17 protein-coding genes and 1 pseudogene are annotated in these 23,954 nt (G+C 41.4%); 11 read left to right on the top strand and 7 right to left on the bottom strand.

From position 1 onward, the window contains the following. The first annotated feature begins 124 nt into the window (after positions 1–124). The 5 genes from A9970_RS02420 to A9970_RS02440 are packed head-to-tail and all read left to right on the top strand — an operon-like array spanning position 125 to position 11,230. Positions 125–2,989, top strand: a complete 2,865-nt coding sequence (locus A9970_RS02420) for a TIM-barrel domain-containing protein (protein WP_259655316.1) — start codon at positions 125–127, stop codon at positions 2,987–2,989. Between the two features lie 28 nt (positions 2,990–3,017). Further along, entirely contained in the window at positions 3,018–6,155 is a 3,138-nt protein-coding gene (locus tag A9970_RS02425) for a TonB-dependent receptor (RefSeq protein WP_220801498.1), read from the top strand. Between the two features lie 12 nt (positions 6,156–6,167). After that, a complete protein-coding gene (locus A9970_RS02430) occupies positions 6,168–7,796 on the top strand; it encodes a RagB/SusD family nutrient uptake outer membrane protein (RefSeq protein WP_182981154.1) in 1,629 nt (542 codons plus the stop codon). 49 nt (positions 7,797–7,845) lie between these two features. After that, positions 7,846–8,781 carry a hypothetical protein gene (locus tag A9970_RS02435; RefSeq protein WP_182981155.1) on the top strand — a complete coding sequence of 312 codons (936 nt, stop codon included), beginning with the start codon at positions 7,846–7,848 and terminating at the stop codon, positions 8,779–8,781. 4 nt (positions 8,782–8,785) lie between these two features. Continuing rightward, the gene (locus tag A9970_RS02440) at positions 8,786–11,230 is read left to right on the top strand and encodes a glycoside hydrolase family 2 TIM barrel-domain containing protein (protein WP_182981156.1); all 2,445 of its coding nucleotides are present in this window, start codon (positions 8,786–8,788) and stop codon (positions 11,228–11,230) included. A 192-nt stretch (positions 11,231–11,422) separates the two neighbouring features. Here A9970_RS02440 and A9970_RS28430 read toward each other — a convergent pair. The 3 genes and pseudogenes from A9970_RS28430 to A9970_RS02450 all read right to left on the bottom strand — a co-directional run. Next, positions 11,423–11,758, bottom strand: a pseudogene (locus A9970_RS28430) (zinc-binding dehydrogenase); the annotation flags it as partial. 18 nt (positions 11,759–11,776) lie between these two features. Then, positions 11,777–12,391 (bottom strand): alcohol dehydrogenase catalytic domain-containing protein, encoded by a 615-nt coding sequence (locus tag A9970_RS28435; protein WP_220801499.1) that lies wholly within the window; start codon positions 12,389–12,391, stop codon positions 11,777–11,779. A gap of 106 nt (positions 12,392–12,497) precedes the next feature. Beyond that, the gene (locus A9970_RS02450; RefSeq protein ID WP_182981157.1) at positions 12,498–13,475 is read right to left on the bottom strand and encodes an alpha/beta fold hydrolase; all 978 of its coding nucleotides are present in this window, start codon (positions 13,473–13,475) and stop codon (positions 12,498–12,500) included. A 92-nt stretch (positions 13,476–13,567) separates the two neighbouring features. Between A9970_RS02450 and A9970_RS02455 the strand changes: the two genes are divergently transcribed. The 3 genes from A9970_RS02455 to A9970_RS02465 all read left to right on the top strand — a co-directional run bounded on the left by A9970_RS02455 (position 13,568) and on the right by A9970_RS02465 (position 16,328). Beyond that, positions 13,568–14,437, top strand: coding sequence for a LysR family transcriptional regulator (locus tag A9970_RS02455; RefSeq protein ID WP_182981158.1), 870 nt, complete (start codon positions 13,568–13,570; stop codon positions 14,435–14,437). Between the two features lie 70 nt (positions 14,438–14,507). After that, the gene (locus A9970_RS02460; RefSeq protein ID WP_182981159.1) at positions 14,508–15,416 is read left to right on the top strand and encodes a helix-turn-helix domain-containing protein; all 909 of its coding nucleotides are present in this window, start codon (positions 14,508–14,510) and stop codon (positions 15,414–15,416) included. A 75-nt stretch (positions 15,417–15,491) separates the two neighbouring features. Next, positions 15,492–16,328 carry an SDR family NAD(P)-dependent oxidoreductase gene (locus A9970_RS02465; RefSeq protein ID WP_182981160.1) on the top strand — a complete coding sequence of 279 codons (837 nt, stop codon included), beginning with the start codon at positions 15,492–15,494 and terminating at the stop codon, positions 16,326–16,328. Between the two features lie 226 nt (positions 16,329–16,554). Here the strand turns inward: A9970_RS02465 and mnmE are convergent, their stop codons facing one another. Then, entirely contained in the window at positions 16,555–17,934 is a 1,380-nt protein-coding gene (gene mnmE, locus A9970_RS02470; protein ID WP_182981161.1) for a tRNA uridine-5-carboxymethylaminomethyl(34) synthesis GTPase MnmE, read from the bottom strand. 177 nt (positions 17,935–18,111) lie between these two features. Between mnmE and A9970_RS02475 the strand changes: the two genes are divergently transcribed. Continuing rightward, on the top strand, positions 18,112–18,597 hold the full coding sequence (locus tag A9970_RS02475; protein ID WP_182981162.1) for a hypothetical protein: 486 nt from the start codon (positions 18,112–18,114) through the stop codon (positions 18,595–18,597). Positions 18,598–18,662: 65 nt separating this feature from the next. Here A9970_RS02475 and xpt read toward each other — a convergent pair whose 3' ends face one another. The 3 genes from xpt to A9970_RS02490 all read right to left on the bottom strand — a co-directional run bounded on the left by xpt (position 18,663) and on the right by A9970_RS02490 (position 22,529). Beyond that, positions 18,663–19,238: a xanthine phosphoribosyltransferase gene (gene xpt / locus A9970_RS02480; protein ID WP_075992052.1), complete on the bottom strand. Its 576-nt coding sequence runs from the start codon at positions 19,236–19,238 to the stop codon at positions 18,663–18,665. A 53-nt stretch (positions 19,239–19,291) separates the two neighbouring features. Continuing rightward, positions 19,292–21,070, bottom strand: a complete 1,779-nt coding sequence (locus A9970_RS02485; protein WP_075992053.1) for a long-chain fatty acid--CoA ligase — start codon at positions 21,068–21,070, stop codon at positions 19,292–19,294. Positions 21,071–21,335: 265 nt separating this feature from the next. Next, a complete protein-coding gene (locus A9970_RS02490) occupies positions 21,336–22,529 on the bottom strand; it encodes a proline dehydrogenase family protein (RefSeq protein WP_182332650.1) in 1,194 nt (397 codons plus the stop codon). A 95-nt stretch (positions 22,530–22,624) separates the two neighbouring features. Between A9970_RS02490 and A9970_RS02495 the strand changes: the two genes are divergently transcribed. Continuing rightward, on the top strand, positions 22,625–22,831 hold the full coding sequence (locus tag A9970_RS02495) for an RNA-binding S4 domain-containing protein (RefSeq protein ID WP_070568728.1): 207 nt from the start codon (positions 22,625–22,627) through the stop codon (positions 22,829–22,831). Positions 22,832–22,881: 50 nt separating this feature from the next. Continuing rightward, positions 22,882–23,949 carry a 3-dehydroquinate synthase gene (gene aroB, locus A9970_RS02500; RefSeq protein WP_182981163.1) on the top strand — a complete coding sequence of 356 codons (1,068 nt, stop codon included), beginning with the start codon at positions 22,882–22,884 and terminating at the stop codon, positions 23,947–23,949. The last annotated feature ends 5 nt before the right edge of the window (positions 23,950–23,954 follow it).

Below are 23,954 nucleotides of genomic sequence, written 5' to 3' on the forward strand. Positions count from 1 at the left end.
CCCCTAAAAGTTAACAAAACATACCCCTTATACAACCGGTTGCATTCTATATTTGATCTGTTCTTTCAATAGGAAAGGACGCGTAATAACCAAGGGAATATAATAACCAATAAATCTTATTTAAATGCGCAACTTAACGTACGCTTTAAGTGGTTTGATGCTCTTCGCAATCGTGCAGCAGGGATTTAGCCAAGCCAATAAAGCTCATTATGAAAAAATGCCTTCCGGTATTAAGGTCAGCTTCAAAAATTCGGAGACCTCCATTGATCAGGATATTTATTTGGATGTCGTAACCGACAAGATTGTGCGTGTCACAGCTGTTCCGGCTGGTGCAGCCTTACCGGGACAAACAAGCTTAGTGATCGTCGATTCACTGCGCCGGCAAGTAAAATCACTCGCGGTAAGCTCGACCGACTCGACGTTACATGTACAAACGGCCAATATGCAGGCAGTGGTTTCTTTGATGAATGGTAAAGTGGAATTTTTTGATCTTAAGGGGCAATCCATCTTTAAAGAAGCAAAGCGGAATTCAAGTTCTTTCTTAGCCAATAGTTATCAAGGTGATGCATTTTATCACATTAACCAAGACTTTATTGTCAATGCGGAAGAAGGGATCTATGGACTCGGCCAACATCAGAATGCGGTGATGAACTATAACCGCGGAAAACAGGTTTCGCTGCTGCAATATAATACAGAAATCGGAATCCCTTTTTTACTGTCCACCAATAACTATGGTATTTTATGGCACAATTACTCCATTACAAAAGCGGGCGACGTGAGGCCGTTATTGCCCCTAAATGCTTTTAAGCTGCAGTCAAAAGAAGGTGAACCGGGTTGGCTCACAGCAACCTATGTAAATCGGAACAAGGGCGAAGAGGTTTATCTATCTAGGCCGGAATCGATCATTGACTATGGCTACCTAACAGATCAGCACAAGTTTCCAAAGGGCGTAAATCTGGCCGAAAGCAAAGTCATCTATGCCGGAAGTTTCTCTTCGCCCTACACAGGCAAACATGTGCTGCATTTTAAATATTCGGGTTATATGAAAGTCTGGATTGATGGGGAGCAGGTCGCTGACCGCTGGCGGCAATCCTGGAATGCAGGTACCTTTGAAATTGAAAGAGACCTTCAGAAAGATAAGATCCACCAGATCCGAATGGAATGGATACCAGATGGAGGGGAGTCTTATTTTACCTTAAACTGGCAGAGTCCTATCCCAGAAGCGCGTAAAAACGTATTTTCCTTTAATTCGGAAGCTGGCGATGCCATTGATTATTACTTTGTTCAGGGGGCATCAATGGATGAGGTCATTGCAGGTTATCGCCACTTGTCCGGCAAGGCACCGATTATGCCGCTTTGGAGCTTCGGATTTTGGCAGAGCAGAGAACGCTATAAAACGCAAGCGGAAATTGAAGCGGTCGCAGCTGAATTTCGCAAGCGCAAGATTCCGATTGACAATATTGTGCAGGATTGGTCTTACTGGGCTGAAAATGACTGGGGGAGCCAGAAATTTGATGTAAAGCGTTTTCCAGATCCTCAGGCCATGGTGAAGAAGCTGCACGATCAGCACTTTAAGATCATGATTTCGGCCTGGCCCAAAATCAATGAAGAGTCTTCCGTATACCAAGAATTTAAGGCTAACAAATGGATCTATCCACGAAATATTTATGATGGCAGAAAAGACTGGATCGGAAAGGGCTATACCTCGACATTTTATGATCCTTTCAACAAAGCGGCACGCGATGGGTTCTGGAAATTATTGGACAACAACCTGTTCAAAATTGGGATTGATGCCTGGTGGATGGATGCCAGCGAACCAGATATTCACTCCAATATTGATCTGGATGAGCGTAAATCGGTTTTTCAGCCGAGTATAGGGTCATCTGTTCGCTATTATAATGCGTTCCCTTTGCAAAATGCCAAGGGTATCTATGAGGGCCAGCGTGAAACAGATCCTAACAAACGGGTATTTATTCTGACGCGATCTTTTTTTGCAGGGCAGCAGCGCTATGCGGCGGCGGCCTGGAGCGGCGATATTGCTTCGAGATGGCATGACATGAAAGATCAGATTGCGGGGGGCATCAATTTCTCGATGTCCGGGACACCTTATTGGACAATGGATGCGGGTGGCTTTTTGGTTGAAAATAGGTTTCACAAACCTAATGCGGCGGACTTGGAGGAGTGGCGCGAGCTAAATAGCCGCTGGTACCAATACGGGGCATTCTTGCCTTTGTTCAGGGCGCACGGACAATATCCCTACCGTGAGCCGTATAATATCGCTCCTGTGGATCATCCGGCCTATAAAAGCATGACCTATGCGATCAATCTACGGTATAAATTACTGGCCTATAATTATAGTCTTGCCGCGAAGACTTTTTTTGAAGACTATTCGATGATACGTGGACTTGCCATGGATTTCCCGCAGGACAAAGATGGATTCGACAGCAACGACCAATACCTTTGGGGATCATCCTTGCTCATCAGTCCAGTCACTGAAAAAGGAGCGATCTCACGCAAGATACACTTTCCAAAAGGAGCCAGCTGGTATGATCTATACAGTGGTAAGATGGTAACAGGCGGGCAGGATCTGCTTATTGCAGCACCATACGAACGTATCCCTGTTTATGTCAGAGCCGGAGCAATATTGCCCATTGGACCTGTCATGCAGTATACGGCCGAGAAAAAGCCGGATGTGCTGGATCTTTATATCTATGCCGGAGCAGACGGTCAGTTTTCACTCTATGAAGACGAAGGGAGCAATTATAATTATGAAAAAGGGAAATATAGCCGCATTGATTTCAGTTACGATAATTCTGCACAGACGCTGTCTTTGGCCAGCCGTCAGGGAGATTTCGACGGCATGCTGACCAAAAGAAAGTTCAATATCATTTTTGTCAGCGACAGCAATGCCGTCGGACTGGATGTTTCTTCAGCGAAATCTACAGTGGTAACCTATGCAGGTAAAGCCTTGCAGGTCAAATTAAAATAATAAAAAACCAATTTATAAATCAAGACATATGATAAGCAAACAATTGTTGAGCAGGGGCATGGCGGTCGTTGTTATGACTAGCGTGACCTCTTTGGCCTGGGCACAATCCTTCACTGGATCGGTTGTTTCGGCTGATTCAGGATTGCCGATCGGGGGGGCGAGTATCAGCGTAAAGAATCAGAAGATTTCAACGAGCAGCGATGAATCGGGCAAGTTTTCTATTGCAGCCAGCACAGGGACTGTATTGACCATTACTTACGTAGGGTACAAAACGGAGGAAGTTAAAATTACCGGTCCCAATATGGTGATCCGCCTACAGCCGCAAGCTTCCGATCTCGAAGAGGTGGTGGTCATTGGCTACGGTGTACAAAAGAAAAAACTGAATACAGGAGCCAATTTGAAGGTGGAGGGTGAAGAACTGCAGAAACGCAATCAATTGAACCCGCTGCAGTCGCTTCAGGGGCAAGCACCTGGTGTATCCATTACATCAACTTCGGGTCAGCCGGGAGCAGATATGAAGGTCGTCGTCCGCGGGTTGGGAACAATCGGTAATTCGGGGCCCTTGTATGTCATCGACGGCGTTCCGGGAGGGGATATTTCGGTCTTGAATGCGGCCGATATCCAATCTATCGACGTACTGAAAGACGCAGCTTCGGCCGCCATCTATGGTTCACAGGCTGCCAATGGGGTTATCCTGGTCACCACTAAAATGGGCGCTGCGGGAAAAAATGTGCTGTCGTTTGATGGCTATACGGGTATTCAGAACGTTTCGCGTAAAGCAAAATTGCTGGATGCAGATCAGTACAAGCTGATCATGAATGAGCAATCGCTGAATTCGGGGGCCGCGCTGATTGATTTTAACGGCATGGACGGTCTGGCCAATACCAATTGGATGGATTACATGTTCAAGGATAATGCAAAAATGGACAATTACAATGTTGCCCTGACCGGCGGCAATGAAAAATCCACCTACGCCTTATCGATGAACTATATTGGTCAGGAGGGGATTGTAGGCGGCAAAGACGTTTCCAACTATCAGCGTTATGGTTTCCGTACGAATTCGGAACATAAACTCTTTGATAACTTTGTGAAAATAGGTCAGCACCTCAACTTTAACTACATCAAAAATCGAGGCATCAGTGTGGGCAATCAGTACAGCAATACGCTGCGCGGTGCTTTTGCCACTTCGCCCTTGTCGCCGGTGTATTCGGACAATGGCTTGTACGGAAGTCCTTTCAATGATACCTCCAATTCACCTTGGTACAATGGGGACAGCAATCCATATGGGGTGATGATGACCAATTCGAACAACGCGAATGATGGCCAAAAATTATTGGCCGATATCTTTGCGGAAATCGAACCAATCAAAGGCCTAAAGGTCCGGTCATTGCTGGGATTTAACTATTATGCTTCAGAATACAGAAGTTTTACGCCCTTATACCGCTTCTCCATCTACACCTACAACCAAGATCATACAACAACCTCGCAGAACATGAGCAAAGGTCATACGCTGACCTGGACAAATACCGCTTCTTATGACTTTGATATCAATACGGATCATCGCTTTTCGGCGATGGTCGGTATGGAATCGCTACGTTACCAAGGAACTTACCTTTCGGGGTCCAACTGGAATCTGCTTTCGCAGTTCAATGATTTTGCACATGCTTACCTAGACAATACTACAGGCCAGGCACACCTGGATGAAAAAGGAAACGTCGTTGAAACGCGTACGGTGTCTGGAAAACCTGAGAACATCACCCGTAGGGTCTCATACTTTGGACGGCTAGGCTACAATTATAAAGAAAAGTACTTGTTGAATGCTACATTGCGTGCAGATGGATCCTCTAAATTTTCGCGCAGCAACCGCTGGGGATATTTCCCTTCGGTATCGGCAGGCTGGGTAATTTCTTCGGAAGAGTTTTTTAAAGAACATTTAGCGGCTGTAAACTTCTTTAAACTCCGCGCTTCATGGGGGCAAGTGGGTAATCAGGATATCGCTGATTTTCAATATGCGGCACCAATCAGTACCTCAACAGGCATTACATCGTCCAACCCCGGCGCACATTATGTCTTTGGAACGAGCAACAATAATATCGCCGGGGCTTATCCGAGCCGCTTATCCAATCCGAATCTGACCTGGGAAACTTCCGAACAGACCAATATCGGATTTGATGCCAAATTTGCGAACAGCCGTCTGGATGTTGTTGCCGACTTTTATGTCAAAAAGACGAAAAACTGGCTGGTTACAGCGCCTGTTTTGGCGACAACAGGAACGTTGCCCCCTTTTATCAATGGCGGCGACGTGAAGAATACAGGGGTGGAACTGGGACTAAATTGGGCGGATAAGATCAATGAAGTCAAGTATCGCCTTGGGGTAAATGGTGCCTATAACAAAAATAAGGTGGGACAGATACCAACTGAAGATGGTATTATCCACGGACAGACAGCCATGTTATACGATAACTCGGAAGAATTTTACCGTGCCGCAAACGGCCTGCCCATTGGCTACTTCTGGGGCTATAAAACAGACGGGCTATTCCAGAACCAAGCCGAGATCGACGCCTGGAAAACAGCCGGGAAAGGTATCCTTCAAGCGGATGTAAAACCGGGCGATGTAAAATATGTAGATCAGAATAACGATGGTATTATCAATGCCTCGGATAAGACAAATCTAGGTGTTGGCATGCCTAATTTTACCTATGGATTTAATATTGGACTGGATTATAAAGGATTTGATTTCTCGGTGAATGCCTATGGTTCCCTTGGAAACAAAATTGTACAGTCTTACCGCAATCATGCCAATAAACAAGCAAACTATACCACACGAATATTAGACCGATGGACCGGGGAAGGTACTTCCAATACGATCCCCCGTGTTACGGAAACTAATGTCAATTGGCAGTTTTCAGACCTCTATATTCAGGATGGAGACTTTCTTCGGATCAGCAATGTGACCTTAGGTTATGATCTGTCGAAGCTGATCAAATGGAAGTATGCTAATCAGATCCGGTTCTACGTACAGGGGCAAAACCTGTTTACGTTCACCAAATATGATGGGATGGATCCCGAGATCGGTTATGGAACAGATGGTTGGGTATCGGGCATCGACCTCGGTTACTATCCAAGACCAAGGACTGTATTATTTGGCCTAAATGTTAAATTCTAAACACAAGAAATCATGAAAAAAACGAGCTATATCTATCATTCCATGTTATTTGGGTCCTTAATCTTAGGATCATGTTCATCCAGTTTTTTGGATGTCGAACCGATGACAAGCGTTTTGGAAAGCAATTTTTATAAAACCGTAGCCGATGCTGACATGGCTCTGGTCGGTTGTTATGATGGTTATCAACGGACGACCTCCAATGGGAGCCAGTCTTTCTATCTGACAGCAGAGGTGGCCGCCGACAATTGTTTTGGCGGAACAGGTACAACAGACGGTCGTTCATTTCAGGCAATAGACCGTTTTGATATTGCGCAGTCCCAATCGGACAATAATATCTTTGATGGTACCTGGTCTGATTACTACGCGGGAATTTTTCGCTGCAACACACTATTGGGAAAATTGGACGGTACTGATTTTTCAGGCAACACAACAGCGCGGGCACGTATCGAAGGGGAAACGAAATTCCTGCGGGCCACCATGTACTTTGATCTCGTCCGTCTATTCGAAAACATCCCTTTGCTAACGAGCCCGACCAATGAGAATATTCCACAGTCGGACCCCAAAGCGATTTATCAACTGATTGTTTCAGACCTTAAATTTGCGGCTGCCAATATCCCAGCAACAGCTTACCCCAAGTCAGCTGCGGCAACCAATGATGGTCGGGCAACTCCATTTGCTGCTAAAGCGCTACTGGCCCGTGTTTATCTATTTTATGCAGGCTACTATGGCGGCGAAGATATCGGTGTCTCCAAAGCCGAAGCCCTGGCGGGACTCGAAGAAGTTATCAACAGTGGCCAGTTTGCGCTGGTGGCTGATTTTAAAAATCTGTGGCCGGCAGCGAGTTATATCCCCAATGCAAGCAATAATACGCTAGATATATCCAAATATGCCGGTAAGGGAAATGCTGAGGTTGTATTTGCACAGAAATTCAACAATACATCGAACTACAACGGTTATGTTGATGGCAACCGCTGGGTCGTCTTTCTGGGCTTGCGTGGTAAAAATTGGTCGCCTTATGGCCAAGGATGGGGGGCATGTACGGTAAGCAAAAAGTTCTTCAATGAGTTTGACAACATGGATACGCGCAAAACTGCCTCAATTATTGATATCGATGGCGAGAATATTACGGGATTTGACCTGAAAGACCAGCGTGAATATACAGGTTACGCCATCAAAAAATACGCCCCCACGGCATTGCCGGACGGCACCACCAATACTGGAGGGGATAAGGATATGCAACTGTCCCAAGACCAGGATTACTTTGTCATCCGCTATGCTGATGTCTTGCTTATGGCAGCAGAACTCGGTTCCGCAAACGCACAGAAATACTTTGACGAGGTAAGGAAAAGAGCGTACAAGACCAATTTTGTGCCGCTAGCAGTTTCAAAAAACAATATTCTGAAGGAAAGAAAATTTGAATTTGCATTTGAAGGTATCCGCTATTGGGATGTATTGCGGCAGGGGCTGAATAACGCCGCCGCTACACTGGAAACAACCGAAGATGTGCTCAGTGGATCTGTACCGGAGAAGGTCACTGTGACTAAAGAGCGTTTTTTGACAACGAAAGGATTTATGCAAATACCTAACAAGCAGATTACCTTATCCAATGGTGTACTGAAACAAAATGCTGGATGGAACTAAACACAGGTATACTAGGACTTACTATTGGTTGAATTATAACTTGACAAACATGAAAAAGATATTCACATATGCCATCTGCTTTTTTGCGGCGATGGTACTCTTTGGAGCTTGTTCTCCCGAGAATTATACACTGGGAGACATCGATGTCACTTCGGCGCAGTTGGAGAAGGGAAAGGCCTTTACTGTTGAACATGATGCCAGCAATCCCAATATTGTGTATTTAACCAGCTTGATGGATTCAAAATACACCCCATTGTGGGAACATCCACAAGGACGGAGTCAGGAGAAAAAGGTAACTCTGAAAATGCCTTTTCCTGGTGAGTACACCGTTAAATTTGGTGTCGAGACGCGTGGTGGTATTGTCTACGGCGAGCCTGTGACATTTAAAATCGATCAGATGTATGCCGAGTTTATCAGTGACGAGACCTGGACCTTACTGACGGGCGGGGCAGGGGAAGAGAAAACCTGGTACCTCGATCTGGATGCTGAGGGCATTTCCCGCTACTTTAAAGGTCCAATGTATTTTTACGGCACCGGTGACTGGTGGGGAAGCATCAATAAAACAGCCGCGCCTTTAAACAGCGATAGCTGGAGTTGGGAACCCGATTGGAAAGGCAATAGCTGGCTTATGCCTGCCGGCGATTATGGAAGTATGACTTTTGATCTGAAAGGCGGTGCAAACATCAATGTGAATCATGCTATGCTGGGGAAAGTTCAGAAGGGGACTTTTAATATCGATACCGAAAAGAAAACCATCCGTATGACCGGGGCTTCGCCTTTACATGGAAAGCCACAAGATGGGATCGTTGTCGACTGGGGCGATGTCCGTATTATGTCACTGACCGAGAATACGATGCAACTGGCGGTATTGCGGGATCCTGTGCTTTCGAACGACGGAGCAGCTATGCTGACCTTTAATTTTATCAGCAAGGCCTACAAGGAGAGTTTGACCGAAAATGCCTCGGATACCAATAAGACTAATTAAGCCTATGTTGAAGCGACTATTTCACACAGGATATAGCCGAATGATGATCCTGCTCTTCCTGTTATTGGCGACGGCGGGTTCCTTAAGTGGACAGTCCAGAAAGGTTATTGATTTTAATGGGGGCTGGTGGTTTAAACTGGACAGCAGCCAGCAATATAGCCATGGACGAAAAGGAGAGGGCTGGCGAAAGCTCGATCTACCCCATGACTGGAGTATCGAAATGCCATTTAGAGAAAACAGCCCCGCAGGTAGCGGGGCTGCTTACCTCGATGGTGGCGTAGGATGGTATCAAAAAACGTTTAAGCTGGCTCAGGCTGAGCAAGGGCAACGGATATTTATTGCATTCGAAGGTGTATACGAAAACAGTGAAGTCTGGATCAATGGGCATTTCTTAGGAAAAAGACCCAATGGTTATATCGGATTTGAATATGAGCTTTCCTCTTATTTATACTGGGATGGTAGAGACAACCTGCTTTCAGTAAAAGTAAACAATAAGAATCAGCCCAACTCGCGTTTCTATTCGGGGTCGGGGATCTATCGGGATGTCAAATTAATCAGCCGGAATCCAGTCAGCATAGGAACGAACAGTACCTTCATAAGAGCTGGGCAGCTCAGTGAGAAACGTGCTGTCGTGGATCTCTCCCTGGAAATTGAGCATAACCCTGAGGAATCAAAAAAGATTACGCTACTGACAGAGGTTCTTTCTGCTCAAGGTGCTGTTGTCGCAAGCGAACGTACCACGTTGAGCGCTGTCAAAGCAGGTCTGCACTCCATCGCTCAGCAGATAGTCCTCGAAAATCCCGTCTTATGGGGTATTGAAAATCCCTATCAATATACTGCAAAAATTAAACTTATTGTTGATGGTCGGGTTGTAGATGAACAGCGTACGAAATTTGGCTTACGTAATTTTAGTTTCGATCAGCAACGAGGCTTTATACTGAATGGGAGGCAGCTTAAAATCCGGGGTGTCTGTTTACATAGTGATCTCGGCGCTTTGGGCATGGCATTCAATACGTCGGCAGCATTACGTCAGCTCCGCATCATGAAAGCAATGGGGGTCAATGGGATACGTACCTCACACAATCCTGCAGCTCCAGCGTTTTTGGACCTTTGCGATAGCTTGGGTTTTGTCGTGATGAGCGAAACTTTCGATGTCTGGAAAGGGCATAAAAATCCCTATGACTATCATTTATATTGGGATGAATGGTACAAGCGGGACTTTGTTGACCATGTCAAAAGGGACCGGAATCATCCGTCGCTGTTTATCTGGTGCCTGGGCAATGAAGCGCAGGAGCAATGGCATTCCAAAGCTGATGGTACAGCTATTCCGATCGCGCTGGCAGCAATCGTCGATAGTCTAGATGGTACACGTCCAACCACCATTGCCAATAATGAGCTTTCCAAAGCAAATCCGGTGCTGATGAGTTCGGCGGTAGATCTGATTGGCTACAACTATAACCATAAGAAATGGGCAAGCTTCCCACAGGACCATCCCGGAAAGAAGTTTATCGTAACGGAAAGCACTTCGGCGTTGGAAAGCCGCGGAACGTATGATTTGGTTCCTTATGATTCTAGTCGCATGTGGCCTGAACGATGGGATATTCCTTTTTCTGGCGGGAATGAAGACAGGAACATATCGGCTTACGACAATGTATTTACACCATGGGGATCAAATCATCAGACAAGCTTGAGGTTGATGGAAAGGTATGACCATATTGCTGGGATGTATGTATGGACGGGATTTGATTATCTCGGCGAACCCACACCGTATACCTGGCCGGCACGAAGTTCGTACTTTGGTATTGTGGATCTAGCCGGGTTTCCGAAAGATGTCTACTATCTGTATCAAAGCGTATGGACAGAAAAGCCGGTCTTACATGTATTGCCTCATTGGAATTGGAAGCAAGGTGATCGGGTAGATATCGTCGTGTATTTTAATCAGGCTGACCGGGTGGAGCTTTATCTGAACGGTAAAAAGATAGGGGAGCAGTCCAAAGACCCCGGCCGGTACGACCTTGTATTTAAGGCCGTTGAATTTGAACCAGGGGAGATTGAAGTAATATCGTTTCAAGGTGGCAAGAAACTGCTAAGTAAAACGATCCGTACGGCAGCGAAAGCGCATCGTATACAATTGTCTTCAGAAAACGTGACTTTCAATTCGGCAAACAAAGAACTTTCCTTTGTGCATGCCTATATCGTGGACGAGTTTGGTACGATTGTTCCTGATGCATACGATAAAATCGAATTTGAGGTGGAGGGAGACGGTGCAAAAATTTTGGCGACAGACAATGGCAATACGACGGATCTGACAAGCTTCCAATCAGCTTTACGCAATGCTTTTCATGGTAAAGCCTTGGCGATTGTCACGAGCAAAAACAAAGGTAAAATACGGGTAAGGGCAAAAAGTGAAGGACTAATTTCGGGGGTTATTCAACTTGAAGCCAATTAGTTCTTGGCTCTGGTCTGCGCTGGATTTGTATATTTTTTTACTAATACGAGCAAGATCTTACCATGGTAAGATCTTGCTCTTTGTTGTATCGTGCTTATAGTAAAAGATGGAAAGATTAGATACTGTGATGAACTAACCTCCTTAGTTGATGGTTTTTATATCTTGTCAAGTACTTTTCTTACGAAGGGACATTTAGTGTTCAACTTCTATTGCAATTTTACCATAAAAATCTTCAACACCTGCTTTGGTTTCCAAAAGGCTATGAGCTTTACCAATATCTGACAATGAAAAGGTCTTGGTAAAAACAGGCTTTAGTTTTTTGCTTTCCACCAGCTTAGTAAGCTCCTCTAGCTTATTCCTGTTTTGTCTTGTAAAAACAAAGTGATAAGTTGCATTTTTTCCCCATGCTTCAATAAGATTTTGCGGCTGCTCAATGTCAACCAGTGTAATAACCTGTCCCATCTGACTAAGTATTTTTCCACTATCAGCGAGAGTATTACCTCCTATAGTATCAATGATTACATCTACTCCTTTATCATGAGTTAATCAATTAATCGTGTGGATATAATCCTCATTTTTGTAGTCAATAACATAATCAGCCCCTAACTCAAGTAGGAACGGATGGTGAACTTTTCTCGCAGTCGTAAATACAGTTGCTCCCATAGCTTTAGCAATCTGAATAGCTGGTATTCCTACACCACCTGCGCCTCCGTGAATCAAAATAGTCTGGTTAATCTTAAGTTGCGCTCTTGTAACCAGCATTTCCCACGCAGTACCGGCAGCCAAAGGAAGTGTTGCGGCTTCTAAATGGCTTATGTTTTCAGGCTTGAGACCGATGATGGATTCATGAGCACAATGATATTGTGCATAACTTCCCTGTCCGTTAAAAATTTCTGGCGAATAATAAACTTCGTCTCCAACTTTAAAATTTTCTACTCCGGGGCCAACTTCTACAATTACACCAGAGATATCGTGTCCTGTAATAACAGGTAGGGTTAATTCATTTTTGTAATCTCCACGACGGATCTGGTAATCTAAAGGATTGACAGAAGAAGCAATAACTTTTACTAGAACTTCTTTAAACTGTGGCTTTGGTGTTGGAATTTCTAAAATTTTAAAATTTTCAACAGAACCAAACTCATTTAAAATTGCGGCTTTCATTGTAATGTTTTTAAGCAGGTAAAGACCTGGATGTTTAATCAAAAGGGTGAAAAACGCTATTAGTGAGAGATTGATATTTCGCAGTAATAGCGTTTTAGGTAAATAATTAATTGGGCAATTTATGCATAAATTCAAGGATCTCTGCAGCGATCTCAGTGACATTTGTTTCTAATGCAAAATGGCCTGTATTGTAGAACATAAGCTTTGCTTTAGGTAAATCTTTTTTATAAGCTTCCGCACCCTGAGGTAAGAAATAAGGATCTTTATTACCCCAGACAAGTAATGTTTTAGGCTGATATTTTCTAAAGTATTCATGAAACTTTGGATATAATGCGATATTGGTTTTATAATCTTTAACCAAATCGAGTTGTATATCAATATTTCCGTCTCGGTCTAAAAATTGTTGATCTAGCGTATAAGATTCAGGTGCTATTAAAGACGTATCGGACACCCCCTGATGATACTGGAACCACGTTGCTTCTTTGGATACAAAATCTTTTAAGGCCATTCTGTTTTCCTGTGTAGGCTCATTCCAATATCTTTGAATGGCATCCCACTCATTGCTAAGTCCTTCTTTGTAAGCATTACCGTTTTGAGAAATAATTCCTGTTATTTTTTCCGGATTGTTCATCGCTAATCGCAATCCTACAGGAGCACCATAGTCAAATACATAAACCGCAAAACGTTTCATTTTCAGATGGTCAATAAAGTCCTGCATTGTTTTAGCTAAATTGTCGAATGTGTATTTGAATTTATTGTGATCAGGAGCATCCGAAAAGCCAAAGCCTGGTAAGTCAGGTGCTATTATATGATAGTCTTTGCTTAAAATAGGAATTAAGTTTCTAAACATATGAGACGAGGTTGGATACCCATGTAACAGTAGTAGAGTTGGTTTAGTTGCATCTCCTGATTCTCGATAGAATATGTTTAATCCATTTATTTTAATGTTTTGATAGTGAATTGAATGATTGTCCATGTTTTTATTTTTTGAAATTAAATTTTGTGGTAGTTGTGCCATTGAAATGTTACTCATGCATAGCGTTAGTGATAGGCTTGCTATGGTTTGTCTAATTACTTTGTTCATCTTAATTATTTTGAATGTCAAAAATAAGCTATACATTTAATCGTTAAAAACGATTAAATGTGATTTAAAAAATCACAAAAAACGATTTATGTATGAACACAAACGATTTAAAAATATTTGAAGCAGTTATAGAAAGCGGCAGCTTTACTAAGGCTGCTGACATTATGTTCACTGTACAATCCAATGTTACAGCCAGAATAAAAAGTCTCGAAGAAGAATTCAATGCAAAACTATTTTCCCGTACTTCCCGTAAAGTTGAGTTAACTGAAGAAGGAAAGATACTGATGAACTATGCAAAACAAATTCAGCATTTAGTAGAGGAAGCTAAAAATGAAATAATAAGCAATGAGACTGTTAATGGGCATTTGACTATAGGTTGTATGGAAACAACGATGACATTAAAAGCGCCAGAAATACTGTTGGCTTTTGGAGAAAAATATCCTGCTGTAGAATTAGAATTTAAATCGGATAACAGAGATTCACTTATTTCAGCTGTTTTGAATTACAAACTTGATGCAGCTTTTGTATCTGGACCTTTAAATATAAGTGGGTTAGAAAAAATAAAGATAAAAGAAGAGCAGCTTGTTATTTTAGCATCTTCAAAAGAAGCGGGATTAAATAAACTATTGGCGAAGGAGCCTATGAAAAGTATCGTTTTTGACAATGGCTGTATTTTTAGGGAGCGATTAGAATCCTGGTTTAGCCATAAAGGAATTCATAATTACAAAAGTATTGAACTCAATTCTATTGAAGGTATTATTAATTTTGTTGATGCAGGTTTAGGCATTAGTTTGTTGCCGGAAGAGGTCGTGTCAAGATACTATCAGGGACGAAATATTTGTACTTATCCCTTGAATAAACAGCTGGGAACAATGACAACTTTACTGGTTTACAGGAAGGATAAAGCACCTTCCAGAGCACTACAAAGCTTTATTGATATGCATATACAAGATATTGCCTAAATGACCGATAGTTTAATAAGGGTAGATTAATGATATAAGATTATTCTGATAAAAATTTCAGTCAATAGGTATGAAAGGAACACCAGAAACGATAGAGCAGTTTTATAAACATAAATATGATGAAGATTTATGTATTGAAATTAAAAAAAATACCGGGCAATTTGGTGTCTTTAGAGTTGAAGATCGAATTCGTACCGGCACGACATCCCCATCTTTTATAAGGCGTAATTTTTTTAAAATAATGTTGTTACAGGGAGACAGTATATTTCATTATGGGGACAAAAGTATTCCTGTTACCGGAAACACATTGCTTTTCTTCAACCCGCATGTACCATATACTTACGAACCCTTGTCATTAGATTCTAAGGGGATATTTTGCGTGTTCAGTAACGAGTTCCTGAATGGGAACTTCCGGTTAGATCTGCTGAAACTACCACTTTTTACGACTAAAGACCAACCTGTTTTTAGCATAAAGGGTGATGATTTTTCTGAAATAAAAGCAGTATTTGAAAAGATTATAAAAGAAGCGGATACTGATTATGTTTACAAATACGAGCTGATTAAACATTACCTCTGTGAGTTAATTTATTATGGCATGAAGCTGAAACCTATTGAATACAATACAGAAGCTGTAAATGCAGCCTATAGAATCACCTCTGTATTTATGGAATTATTAGAGCGCCAGTTTCCCATAGAGTTAAAAATTCAACGTTTCGAATTTCGCCTACCTAAAACGTTTGCCGATCAACTTTCTATACATGTAAACTACTTGAATCGCTGTATAAAAAAACAAACAGGGCGTACCACTACAGATCATATCGCTGAGCGTCTAATTTCAGAAGCCAAGGCTCTTTTAAAATATACTAAATGGGACATTTCAGAAATCAGTTATGTCCTGGGCTTTGAAGAACAATCTCATTTTACCAATTTCTTTAAAAAATATACCAATATAACTCCGGGTAGTTTTAGGCAGGTTTGAATTTTGCAAGCATTGGTGTTAAATCCATAAAATATACCCGTGAGAGTAGAATAATTTTGTATGAAAATTAATGTTATGAATAATACAAAAATTTGGTACATCACCGGAGCATCCAAGGGAATAGGACTTTCACTAGTAAAACAACTGTTGAGCAAAGGTCATAAGGTAGCGGCAACTTCAAGAACAGTTACTGCTTTTGAAGCATTACCTATTAAAGGAGAGAATTTTCTTCCTCTGGAAGTTGATTTAAAAGATGAACAATCTATCGCCAAATCCCTTGAAAAAACAACGAAGTATTTTGGAAGTTTGGATGTTGTGATCAATAACGCAGGTTATGGATTAGGGGGAGCATTGGAGGAGCTCAATGCTGCTGAAATAGAAGAAAACTTTCAGATTAATTTCTTTGCTGTAGTAAAAGTTATTCAACAGGCATTACCCTACTTAAGAAATCAGGGTTCTGGGCACATTATTAATATCTCATCTATTGCAGGTTTTGCACCAGGGCTGGGATGGAGCATTTATTCTTCCGCAAAATCCGCAGTGACAGGTCTATCAGAGGCGTTGGCCAATGAGTTAAAACTATTGGGAATTAATGTAACGGCAGTTTTGCCCGGATGGTTTCGTACCAATTTTGCTAAACAAGATTCGATTGCCTTTTGCCAAAATCAGATTGACGCTTATCAGCATTTGCGGACGGCTCATCAAAGAATGAACGAAATAGATGGCAATCAATTAGGCGACCCTAGTCAGATTGCTGATGTTTTAATTCAATTGATATTTAACGCAAACCCTCCAGTGTTATTATTTTTAGGAACTGATGCATTTCAAAGAGCAAAAGATAAAATTGTCCAGCTTTCAGAACAAATAGAACAATGGAAAAGTCTTTCCTCATCAACGGATTTTAAAAATTAAATGGCCTCTGACTCAAAGTATAATTTTGGAAGATATACTTCCAGGATATGCATTAAAATACCTAAAGCGAAGTTATCTCTCCTGGGTTTAGAAAGATATTACCAGTTTGAAGCACAATAGGGGACAGCAGGGAGCAAAAAAAGCCAACTTACTCGTTAATTACTACAAAATTAAATCCTGTAAATAAGTTAATCATCAGTATGTTGGCTAGTTCTATTTTATCTGTTTACTTTCCGATACAAAACTTGGAAAAGATATTATCCAATAAATCGTCTGTAGAAACACTTCCCGTGATTTCACCAAGATGATATAAGGCTTGGCGTATATCCATCGCTAGAAAATCAGAAGTGACAGGATTGTCAATACCATAGATTACGCGTTCCAGTGAATCTGCTGTTTTTTGTAGCGCCTCTACGTGACGGATGTTGGTGACCATGACATCGTCGGTATTTAAATTTCCTAAATGTACACGATTGATCAATTCGTCTTTCAGTTCCTCGACACCGATTTGTTCTTTCGCTGAAATGTAAAGCGGATTAAGGACATTGTAAACCTCTTTTTGCGCCTCAGAAAGCAAATCTGATTTATTGATAATGGTGACAAATGGAATTTGTAGGCGCTCGATTTCAGGTAATTGCGCTTGTACTTCTTCAACTTTGTCCTGTGTAGGGTCAAATAGGTAAATGATCAATCGCGCTTGTTTCATCTTTTCACGGGTACGCTCAACACCTTTTGCTTCAATAACATCTGCCGTCTCACGTATACCTGCTGTGTCAATAAATCGGAATGTGACGCCATGAATATTAATTTCATCTTCAATGGTATCGCGCGTTGTTCCTGCAATATCAGAAACAATGGCACGTTCTTCGTTTAAGAAAGCGTTCAATAGGGTTGATTTTCCTACATTAGGTTTCCCGGCAATGACAACAGGAACACCATTTTTTAGGACGTTCCCCTGTTCAAAAGATTGCACTAATTTTTGAACAATAACCTGTATTTTATTGATTAGATTTTTTAGCTGATCCCTGTTGGCAAATTCCACATCTTCTTCCGAAAAATCAAGCTCTAATTCAATCAGTGAAGCAAAGTGAATGAGATCTTCACGAAGGGATTTAAGCTGATTGGAAAAGCCTCCACGCATCTGCTGCATGGCTACTTGATGTGAGGCGGCAGAATTGGATGCAATTAAATCGGCAACTGCTTCTGCTTGGGATAAATCCATTCCGCCATTGAGAAATGCACGTAGGGTAAATTCTCCCGGACGGGCGGCACGTGCTCCCTTTCTAATGAGTAAATTTACAACGCGCTCAATAATATATTTGGAATTATGTGTTGATATTTCCACCGAATTTTCTCTCGTATAGGAGTTCGGGGCTACAAATAAGGAGACCAATACTTCGTCAATGATCTCTTCGCCATCGCGTATGGTTCCAAAATGGATGGTATGTGATGCTTGTTGAAGTAGGTTCTTTCCTTTAAATATTTCGTTCGTAATTTTTATGGCATTTTGGCCCGAAACGCGTATGACAGCAATAGCGCCATTTGTTCCGGAAGATGTCGCTAATGCAACAATGGTATCTTCAGTGATATATCCCGTATTTGACATGGTACAAAGATACGTTAAATTGGAGTAATGGATTCTATATATTGCAGCACAAATTAAATTCATCTTGATCGATTAAACCTTTGTTCAAACATTGAAGTCATACCCATAGAAACGCTTGTAAAAAAGAATGGAATACAGGCGGGGTGGAATTGATTTTTAAATTTAAATTATACTGTTATGAGAAAGATGATATACTTCGCGTTGGCAATTGGAGGACTGGTTTTAATCGCACCTCAACAATCTTCGGCTCAACATCGTGGACATGAACGTGAATGGAAACAGGACAAAGAGCGTAGAAAATATGAAGAGAAAAGGGATAAGGAATATCGAAAATATTTAGAAAAACGCGAAAAAGAAGATCGTAAATATCATAAAGAAGTTGCAAAGTCTTATCGAAAAGGATACCGTCATGGAGCACCGGCCTGGGCAAATGCACATCGTTACGATAGTAGACACCATGTATATTTTAGAGATTACAAAACATTCTACGACCCATACAGGGGAGGTTACGTGTATATGCGCAATGGTCGTTGGAATTTTTCAGCAAATGTACCTTCATTTATGTTGAATGTCAACTTGGGAGCAGCCAATATCCGGATTGTAAAAGATGTTGCAATTCGCAGACATCCTGAAGATTTTTACAACGACTACCGTTGGGATTAGAAAGAATTTATCTTGTTGTTTGAATAAAAGCCTCAATCTTTAGGAAGATGAGGCTTTTCTTTTTGCTAGTCTTCTTCGAAACTGACTTTATTCACTTCAAGCGACTTTATCCGCGCTAGTGATTCGATTCTTAAATCGGGCAATTCTCTTAATCTTTTGCCACCTTCCTGGAAGGATTTTTCGATAATAAATCCCATGCCCAATACTGAAGCTCCCGATTGTTTAACGAGATCGAGCATACCAAAAGCGGCATTCCCATTGGCCAAAAAATCGTCTATAAAAAGAACATTGTCGCTCGGTGTAAGAAACTCTTTGCTGACACAGATGTCATAGGTTCGGTTCTTGGTAAATGAATGCACCTGGCTTACATACATATCAGCCATGGTGGTCGGTTTTGCTTTTTTTACAAATACAACCGGTAATTCCAAAAGGTAGCCAAGCATGATCGCTGGGGCTATTCCGCTTGCTTCAATTGTAATGATTTTATTGATCGGGAGGTCTGCAAAACGACGGACAAATTCCACCGCAATAGATTTCATCAATACGGGGTCCATCTGGTGATTGATGAAGTTGTCTACTTTAAGTATGCCTCCTGCAAGACTTTTACCGTCATGAAGGATTCTATCCTTTAATAATTTCATGTTTTACTCGTATAAATATAGCGCGCTATGTCAAAATTTTGATTTGTTAATCCTTAATCCATCTCCATTTGATAGAGGTTATTGAACTCTTCTTGATGATGTTCGAGAATTACTTTTCGTTTCATTTTCAAGGTTGGTGTTAACTCTCCATTTTCAATAGTAAATTCATCTGTTAAAATAATTGGTTTCTTAATCTGCTCCCAGTTACCAAAGTGCTGGTTCGCACGACGTACCTCCTGATTGACTTTTTTTACTATGGCAGGGTCAGTCAGAAAATCATCCTTTGTCATGGTTGCAAGTTCAGGAGCATCTGTTCTGGCCCAATCCAACAAATGGGCATAGTTTGGTACAATAAAGGCAGAAGCAAACTTCATCCCGTCACCGATAACCATTGCCTGTTCAATAAATTTAGATTCAACGAGCTTTGTTTCTATTGGCTGTGGTATGACGTACTTCCCGCCCGAAATTTTGAACATCTCTTTTTTTCGGTCAATGATTTTCAAGAATTTTTCATCTTCCCACTTTCCAATATCTCCGGTATGTAGCCATCCATCAATGATTGTTTTATCCGTTTCGGCCTTGTTCTTATAGTATCCCATCATGACATTAGGGCCTTTTACTAATATTTCTCCGTCTTCAGCAAGTTTTATTTCAACAAAACGGACAGGAAGGCCAACAGTACCTATGCGTATTCCTTTGATATAATGATTGACCGAAATGAGTGGGGAGGCTTCGGTCATGCCGTAACCCTCATATAATGGAATTCCTGCAGCTAAGAAGGCACGTGTTAACTTGCTGTGAAGAGAGGCTGATCCAGAAGCAACGGTAAGTAATTCGCCACCCAATGCTTCATACCATTTGTTAAGGACAAGTTTCTTGGCAAGCTTTAGTTTGAGATTATAGGATAGACTTCTTTTCTCAGGATTTGGATCATATTCTTCTGCAACTGAAACAGCCCAATCAAATACTTTGCGTTTGAAGCCACTGAGATCATGACCTGTTTTCATGATTTTCTCATAAACTTTTTCAAGAATACGTGGGACAACGGTCATGATATGAGGTTTTACTTCCTTCAGATTATCACCAATCTTGTCAAATGATTCTGCGATATAGATCGTAAAGCCAAGATACATATAGGTATATAAAACCATACGTTCATAGGCGTGACAAGGAGGGAGGAAGGTCAGTCCGCGGTCATAAGCTTTACAAGGGGTAATTTCTGCTGCGCCCAATACATTGGAAAAGATATTATTGTGTGACAACATTACGCCTTTTGGTTTGCCCGTTGTACCGGAAGTGTAAATCAGGGTAGCGAGATCTTCAGGTTTAACCTGGTCACGTAGTGCCGCTAGTTTTTCTAAGGAGCAATTGGAGCCTATATCATTCAGTTCTTTCCAGCTACGTGTGCCTTCCTGATCTGCGATACAAAAAATATACTTCAATGTATAGATTGAATCGGTTAGATTCATTAGGCGATCGTACAGGCTTTTGTTACTGACGATGCAAACCCTGATTTCGGCATCATTAAAGATATATTGATAGTCTGTATCCGTAATATTGGGATAGATGGCGACCACTACTGCACCAATTTGCTGGATTGCAAAGTCAATTAAATGCCATTCCATACTGCTGCCGGCAATGAGACCAACTTTCTCGTTGGGTTTCACGCCAAGTTCAATCAGCCCTTTGGAGAGGCTGTCTACTTGTTCAAGAAAATCTGCTGTTTTGATATAATTCCACTTGCCGTCCACTTTGTGTGCAAACATATCAAGATCGGGGTATTTGCCCATCTGTTGACGTGCAAGATCAAATAATCTAAGTTTTTCTTCCATTTCAAATCGTATTCTTTTAAGCTCCGGGGGAGCACCCTTCCAGTATGAACTTTGTTTTAAGGGAAAAGTTTGCAAACATAAATAATAGTTTCAAGAATATGGAATGATTTTGTAATTAGCTTGTTTCAAAAGGACGAAGGGGAGGCGAGTGATAGGTAAAGTGCTTTTGTGCTTTTCAAAAGTAGGGTGTTTCCTGGAGACCATTTGAGCATAGTTCCTTGAGTAGATGGACTTGATGCCCGCCAATTATAAAAAAAGCTAGTCGTTATCGACTAGCTTTTCTTCTTTGTTTTTCTTTGATCAAAAGCCCGAGCTCCCGACCTGTCGCTCCTGCGACGGAAGTATTTTCTTGTGCTCTACGGAAAAGATATGGCATCACCGCTTTAACCGGTCCATAAGGCATGTATTTAGCAACATTATAGCCATGTGCCGCTAAGTTAAAGCTCAGGTTGTCAGACATACCCAATAATTGCGCAAAGAAGATGCGATCGGTAGATCTATCGATACCACGTCTGTCAATTTCCTTCGCCAATAACATGCTACTGTCCTCATTGTGTGTACCCGCCATTAGCCCAAAGTTGTCCAGGTGGTCCAAGATAAATTCAATAGCTTCATTATAATCTCTATCTGAAGCTTCTTTATTTGGCTGGATGGGATCGGAATAACCTTTTTGTGCAGCACGAGCACGTTCGATCTCCATGTAGGCACCACGAACGATCTTAGCACCCATGTGAAAGCCTCTAACTTTTGCGTATTCAAAGTCGGCTTTCAAAGATGCCAACTTATCACTACGGTACAATTGATAAGTATTATATACAATTGGTTTCTCCATATTGTATTTTTCCATCATTTCACGTGCAATATCATCGATCGCATCTTGAATCCATGAATGTTCAGCATCCACTAAAACTTTTACACCGGCGGCATGACATGCTTTACAGATACGGTCAGTACGATCCAACATGCGTTGGTATTCTCCTTGTTCTGCCGCTGTTAAAGTTTCTTTGGCGTTGACCTTTTCAAATAACTCAAAACGTCCTAATCCAGTTGGTTTAAATACCGAAAATGGAATGTACTTGTTTTTACTGGCCGCAACTACGGTACGTAATACCTCTTCACAGCAAGCGTCAAATGCACTTTCTGTTTCTTCTCCTTCAACGGAATAATCCAATATTGTCCCTACACCATTCTCTCCCAATTCGTTGATTGCTGCTTCGCAACCCGCGATGGTTTCTCCACCACAAAAATGTTTGAAGATTGTTTTACGGATGATGCCTTGGATAGGCAGTCCTATGTTCAGGGCAAAGTTGGTCATTGACGGACCTACTTTTGTCAAGAAGTTATTCGCTATTATTTTGAATAACCAATACGCTCTTTCCAAATCCTTATCGCTTTTACTTTTAAAAGCAATCTCTGTATTATCAAAGGATAATGTCTTGGGCTCAGAATTCTCAATCATAATCTTTATTTGCAATAAGGCAAATGTAGCAATTTAGTAAGCATTAAAACGATGATAATTCTTGTATTCCTCAGTTAAACCACTATTTTTGTGAAATGCAAGAATTTAAAATCGAGGGCGAATATATCCAACTTATACAGTTACTTAAAGCTTTAAATTGGGTAGAGCATGGTGCTATGGCTCAATGGGTTGTGGCGGAAGGGTATGTGAAGTATAATGGGCAGGTTGATTACCGGAAAAGACTCAAATTAAGACCAGGAGATGTTGTTGAATTTGATGGGATGCAAATAAAATTGGTGTAATATTAAACAATATTGGTAAATAGAAAACTTAAACCTTAAAGAATCGTAGAATGGAAGTCATAGAAAGTTTGGGCTATCAGGTATATTTTGATGATACGTTGGCCTCTTTAGAGGCGTTTTTAGCTGAGCGCAATTACTCAAAGATCATCGTATTGGTGGATACCAATACCTTGGATAATTGTTTACCGCTGTTTCAGCAAGCTTTACCCAATTTAGCGAATTATGATGTGATAGAAGTAGATCCGGGCGAAGAAAATAAAAATATTGATTTCTGTATTGGTGTATGGCATAATATGCTCGATTTCGGAGCTGATAGACATTCATTGATGATCAATCTTGGCGGTGGTGTGGTGACTGATATGGGAGGGTTTGCCGCATCGACTTTCAAAAGAGGGATGGATTTTATTCAAATTCCGACGACTTTACTTTCCCAGGTAGATGCATCAGTAGGAGGTAAAACCGGTATTGATATGGGAAGTGTGAAAAATATTATTGGAACTTTTGCACAACCCCAGGCTGTTTTTATTTCAAGCCAGTTTTTGAAAACTTTAGATCAACGTCAGTTAATCTCAGGTTTTGCTGAAGTGATTAAACATGGACTGATCTTCGATCGGGCTTATTATGAGCGAGTGAAAACATTGGAGATCGATCAAATCGATAATTCTTTGGTCAAACATTCTGTTTCGATCAAAAACCGTGTTATCCTTGAGGATCCGAAAGAAAAAGGACTGCGTAAAATTTTAAACTTCGGTCATACAATTGGTCATGCTATTGAGGGATACTCGTTGTTGAACGATGCTTCATCTTTATTACATGGAGAAGCCATTGCTGTAGGAATGATTTGTGAGGGGTATCTATCGCATAAATTGAATGGTTTGCCTTTGGATGAATTAAACGATTTGATCCAAACCTTCAGAAAATATTTCAACGATTACACATTCGATTCATCCATTGATACAGCCTTGTTGGATCTGATGCGAAATGATAAGAAAAACCTGTCCAATCAGATCGGTTTCGCATTGCTTGACCAAATTGGCAGTTGTCAATATGATATCTACGTTTCTGAGGATGATATTATAGAAAGTCTTGATTTTTACCGTGAGCTAATCACAAAATAATAAAA

Source organism: Sphingobacterium sp. UME9, assembly GCF_014170215.1.
Lineage (GTDB): Bacteria > Bacteroidota > Bacteroidia > Sphingobacteriales > Sphingobacteriaceae > Sphingobacterium > Sphingobacterium paramultivorum.

What these genes read in the sequence shown, in the direction of transcription:
- A9970_RS02435 (WP_182981155.1), top strand. Translation starts at nt 7,846, where the DNA reads ATGAAAAAGATATTCACATATGCCATCTGCTTTTTTGCGGCGATGGTA.
- xpt (WP_075992052.1), bottom strand. Translation starts at nt 19,238, where the DNA reads ATGAAATTATTAAAGGATAGAATCCTTCATGACGGTAAAAGTCTTGCA.
- A9970_RS02425 (WP_220801498.1), top strand. Translation starts at nt 3,018, where the DNA reads ATGATAAGCAAACAATTGTTGAGCAGGGGCATGGCGGTCGTTGTTATG.
- aroB (WP_182981163.1), top strand. Translation starts at nt 22,882, where the DNA reads ATGGAAGTCATAGAAAGTTTGGGCTATCAGGTATATTTTGATGATACG.
- A9970_RS02440 (WP_182981156.1), top strand. Translation starts at nt 8,786, where the DNA reads ATGTTGAAGCGACTATTTCACACAGGATATAGCCGAATGATGATCCTG.
- A9970_RS02450 (WP_182981157.1), bottom strand. Translation starts at nt 13,475, where the DNA reads ATGAACAAAGTAATTAGACAAACCATAGCAAGCCTATCACTAACGCTA.
- A9970_RS02460 (WP_182981159.1), top strand. Translation starts at nt 14,508, where the DNA reads ATGAAAGGAACACCAGAAACGATAGAGCAGTTTTATAAACATAAATAT.
- A9970_RS02495 (WP_070568728.1), top strand. Translation starts at nt 22,625, where the DNA reads ATGCAAGAATTTAAAATCGAGGGCGAATATATCCAACTTATACAGTTA.
- A9970_RS02455 (WP_182981158.1), top strand. Translation starts at nt 13,568, where the DNA reads ATGAACACAAACGATTTAAAAATATTTGAAGCAGTTATAGAAAGCGGC.
- A9970_RS02465 (WP_182981160.1), top strand. Translation starts at nt 15,492, where the DNA reads ATGAATAATACAAAAATTTGGTACATCACCGGAGCATCCAAGGGAATA.
- mnmE (WP_182981161.1), bottom strand. Translation starts at nt 17,934, where the DNA reads ATGTCAAATACGGGATATATCACTGAAGATACCATTGTTGCATTAGCG.
- A9970_RS02490 (WP_182332650.1), bottom strand. Translation starts at nt 22,529, where the DNA reads ATGATTGAGAATTCTGAGCCCAAGACATTATCCTTTGATAATACAGAG.
- A9970_RS28435 (WP_220801499.1), bottom strand. Translation starts at nt 12,391, where the DNA reads ATGAAAGCCGCAATTTTAAATGAGTTTGGTTCTGTTGAAAATTTTAAA.
- A9970_RS02420 (WP_259655316.1), top strand. Translation starts at nt 125, where the DNA reads ATGCGCAACTTAACGTACGCTTTAAGTGGTTTGATGCTCTTCGCAATC.
- A9970_RS02475 (WP_182981162.1), top strand. Translation starts at nt 18,112, where the DNA reads ATGAGAAAGATGATATACTTCGCGTTGGCAATTGGAGGACTGGTTTTA.
- A9970_RS02485 (WP_075992053.1), bottom strand. Translation starts at nt 21,070, where the DNA reads ATGGAAGAAAAACTTAGATTATTTGATCTTGCACGTCAACAGATGGGC.
- A9970_RS02430 (WP_182981154.1), top strand. Translation starts at nt 6,168, where the DNA reads ATGAAAAAAACGAGCTATATCTATCATTCCATGTTATTTGGGTCCTTA.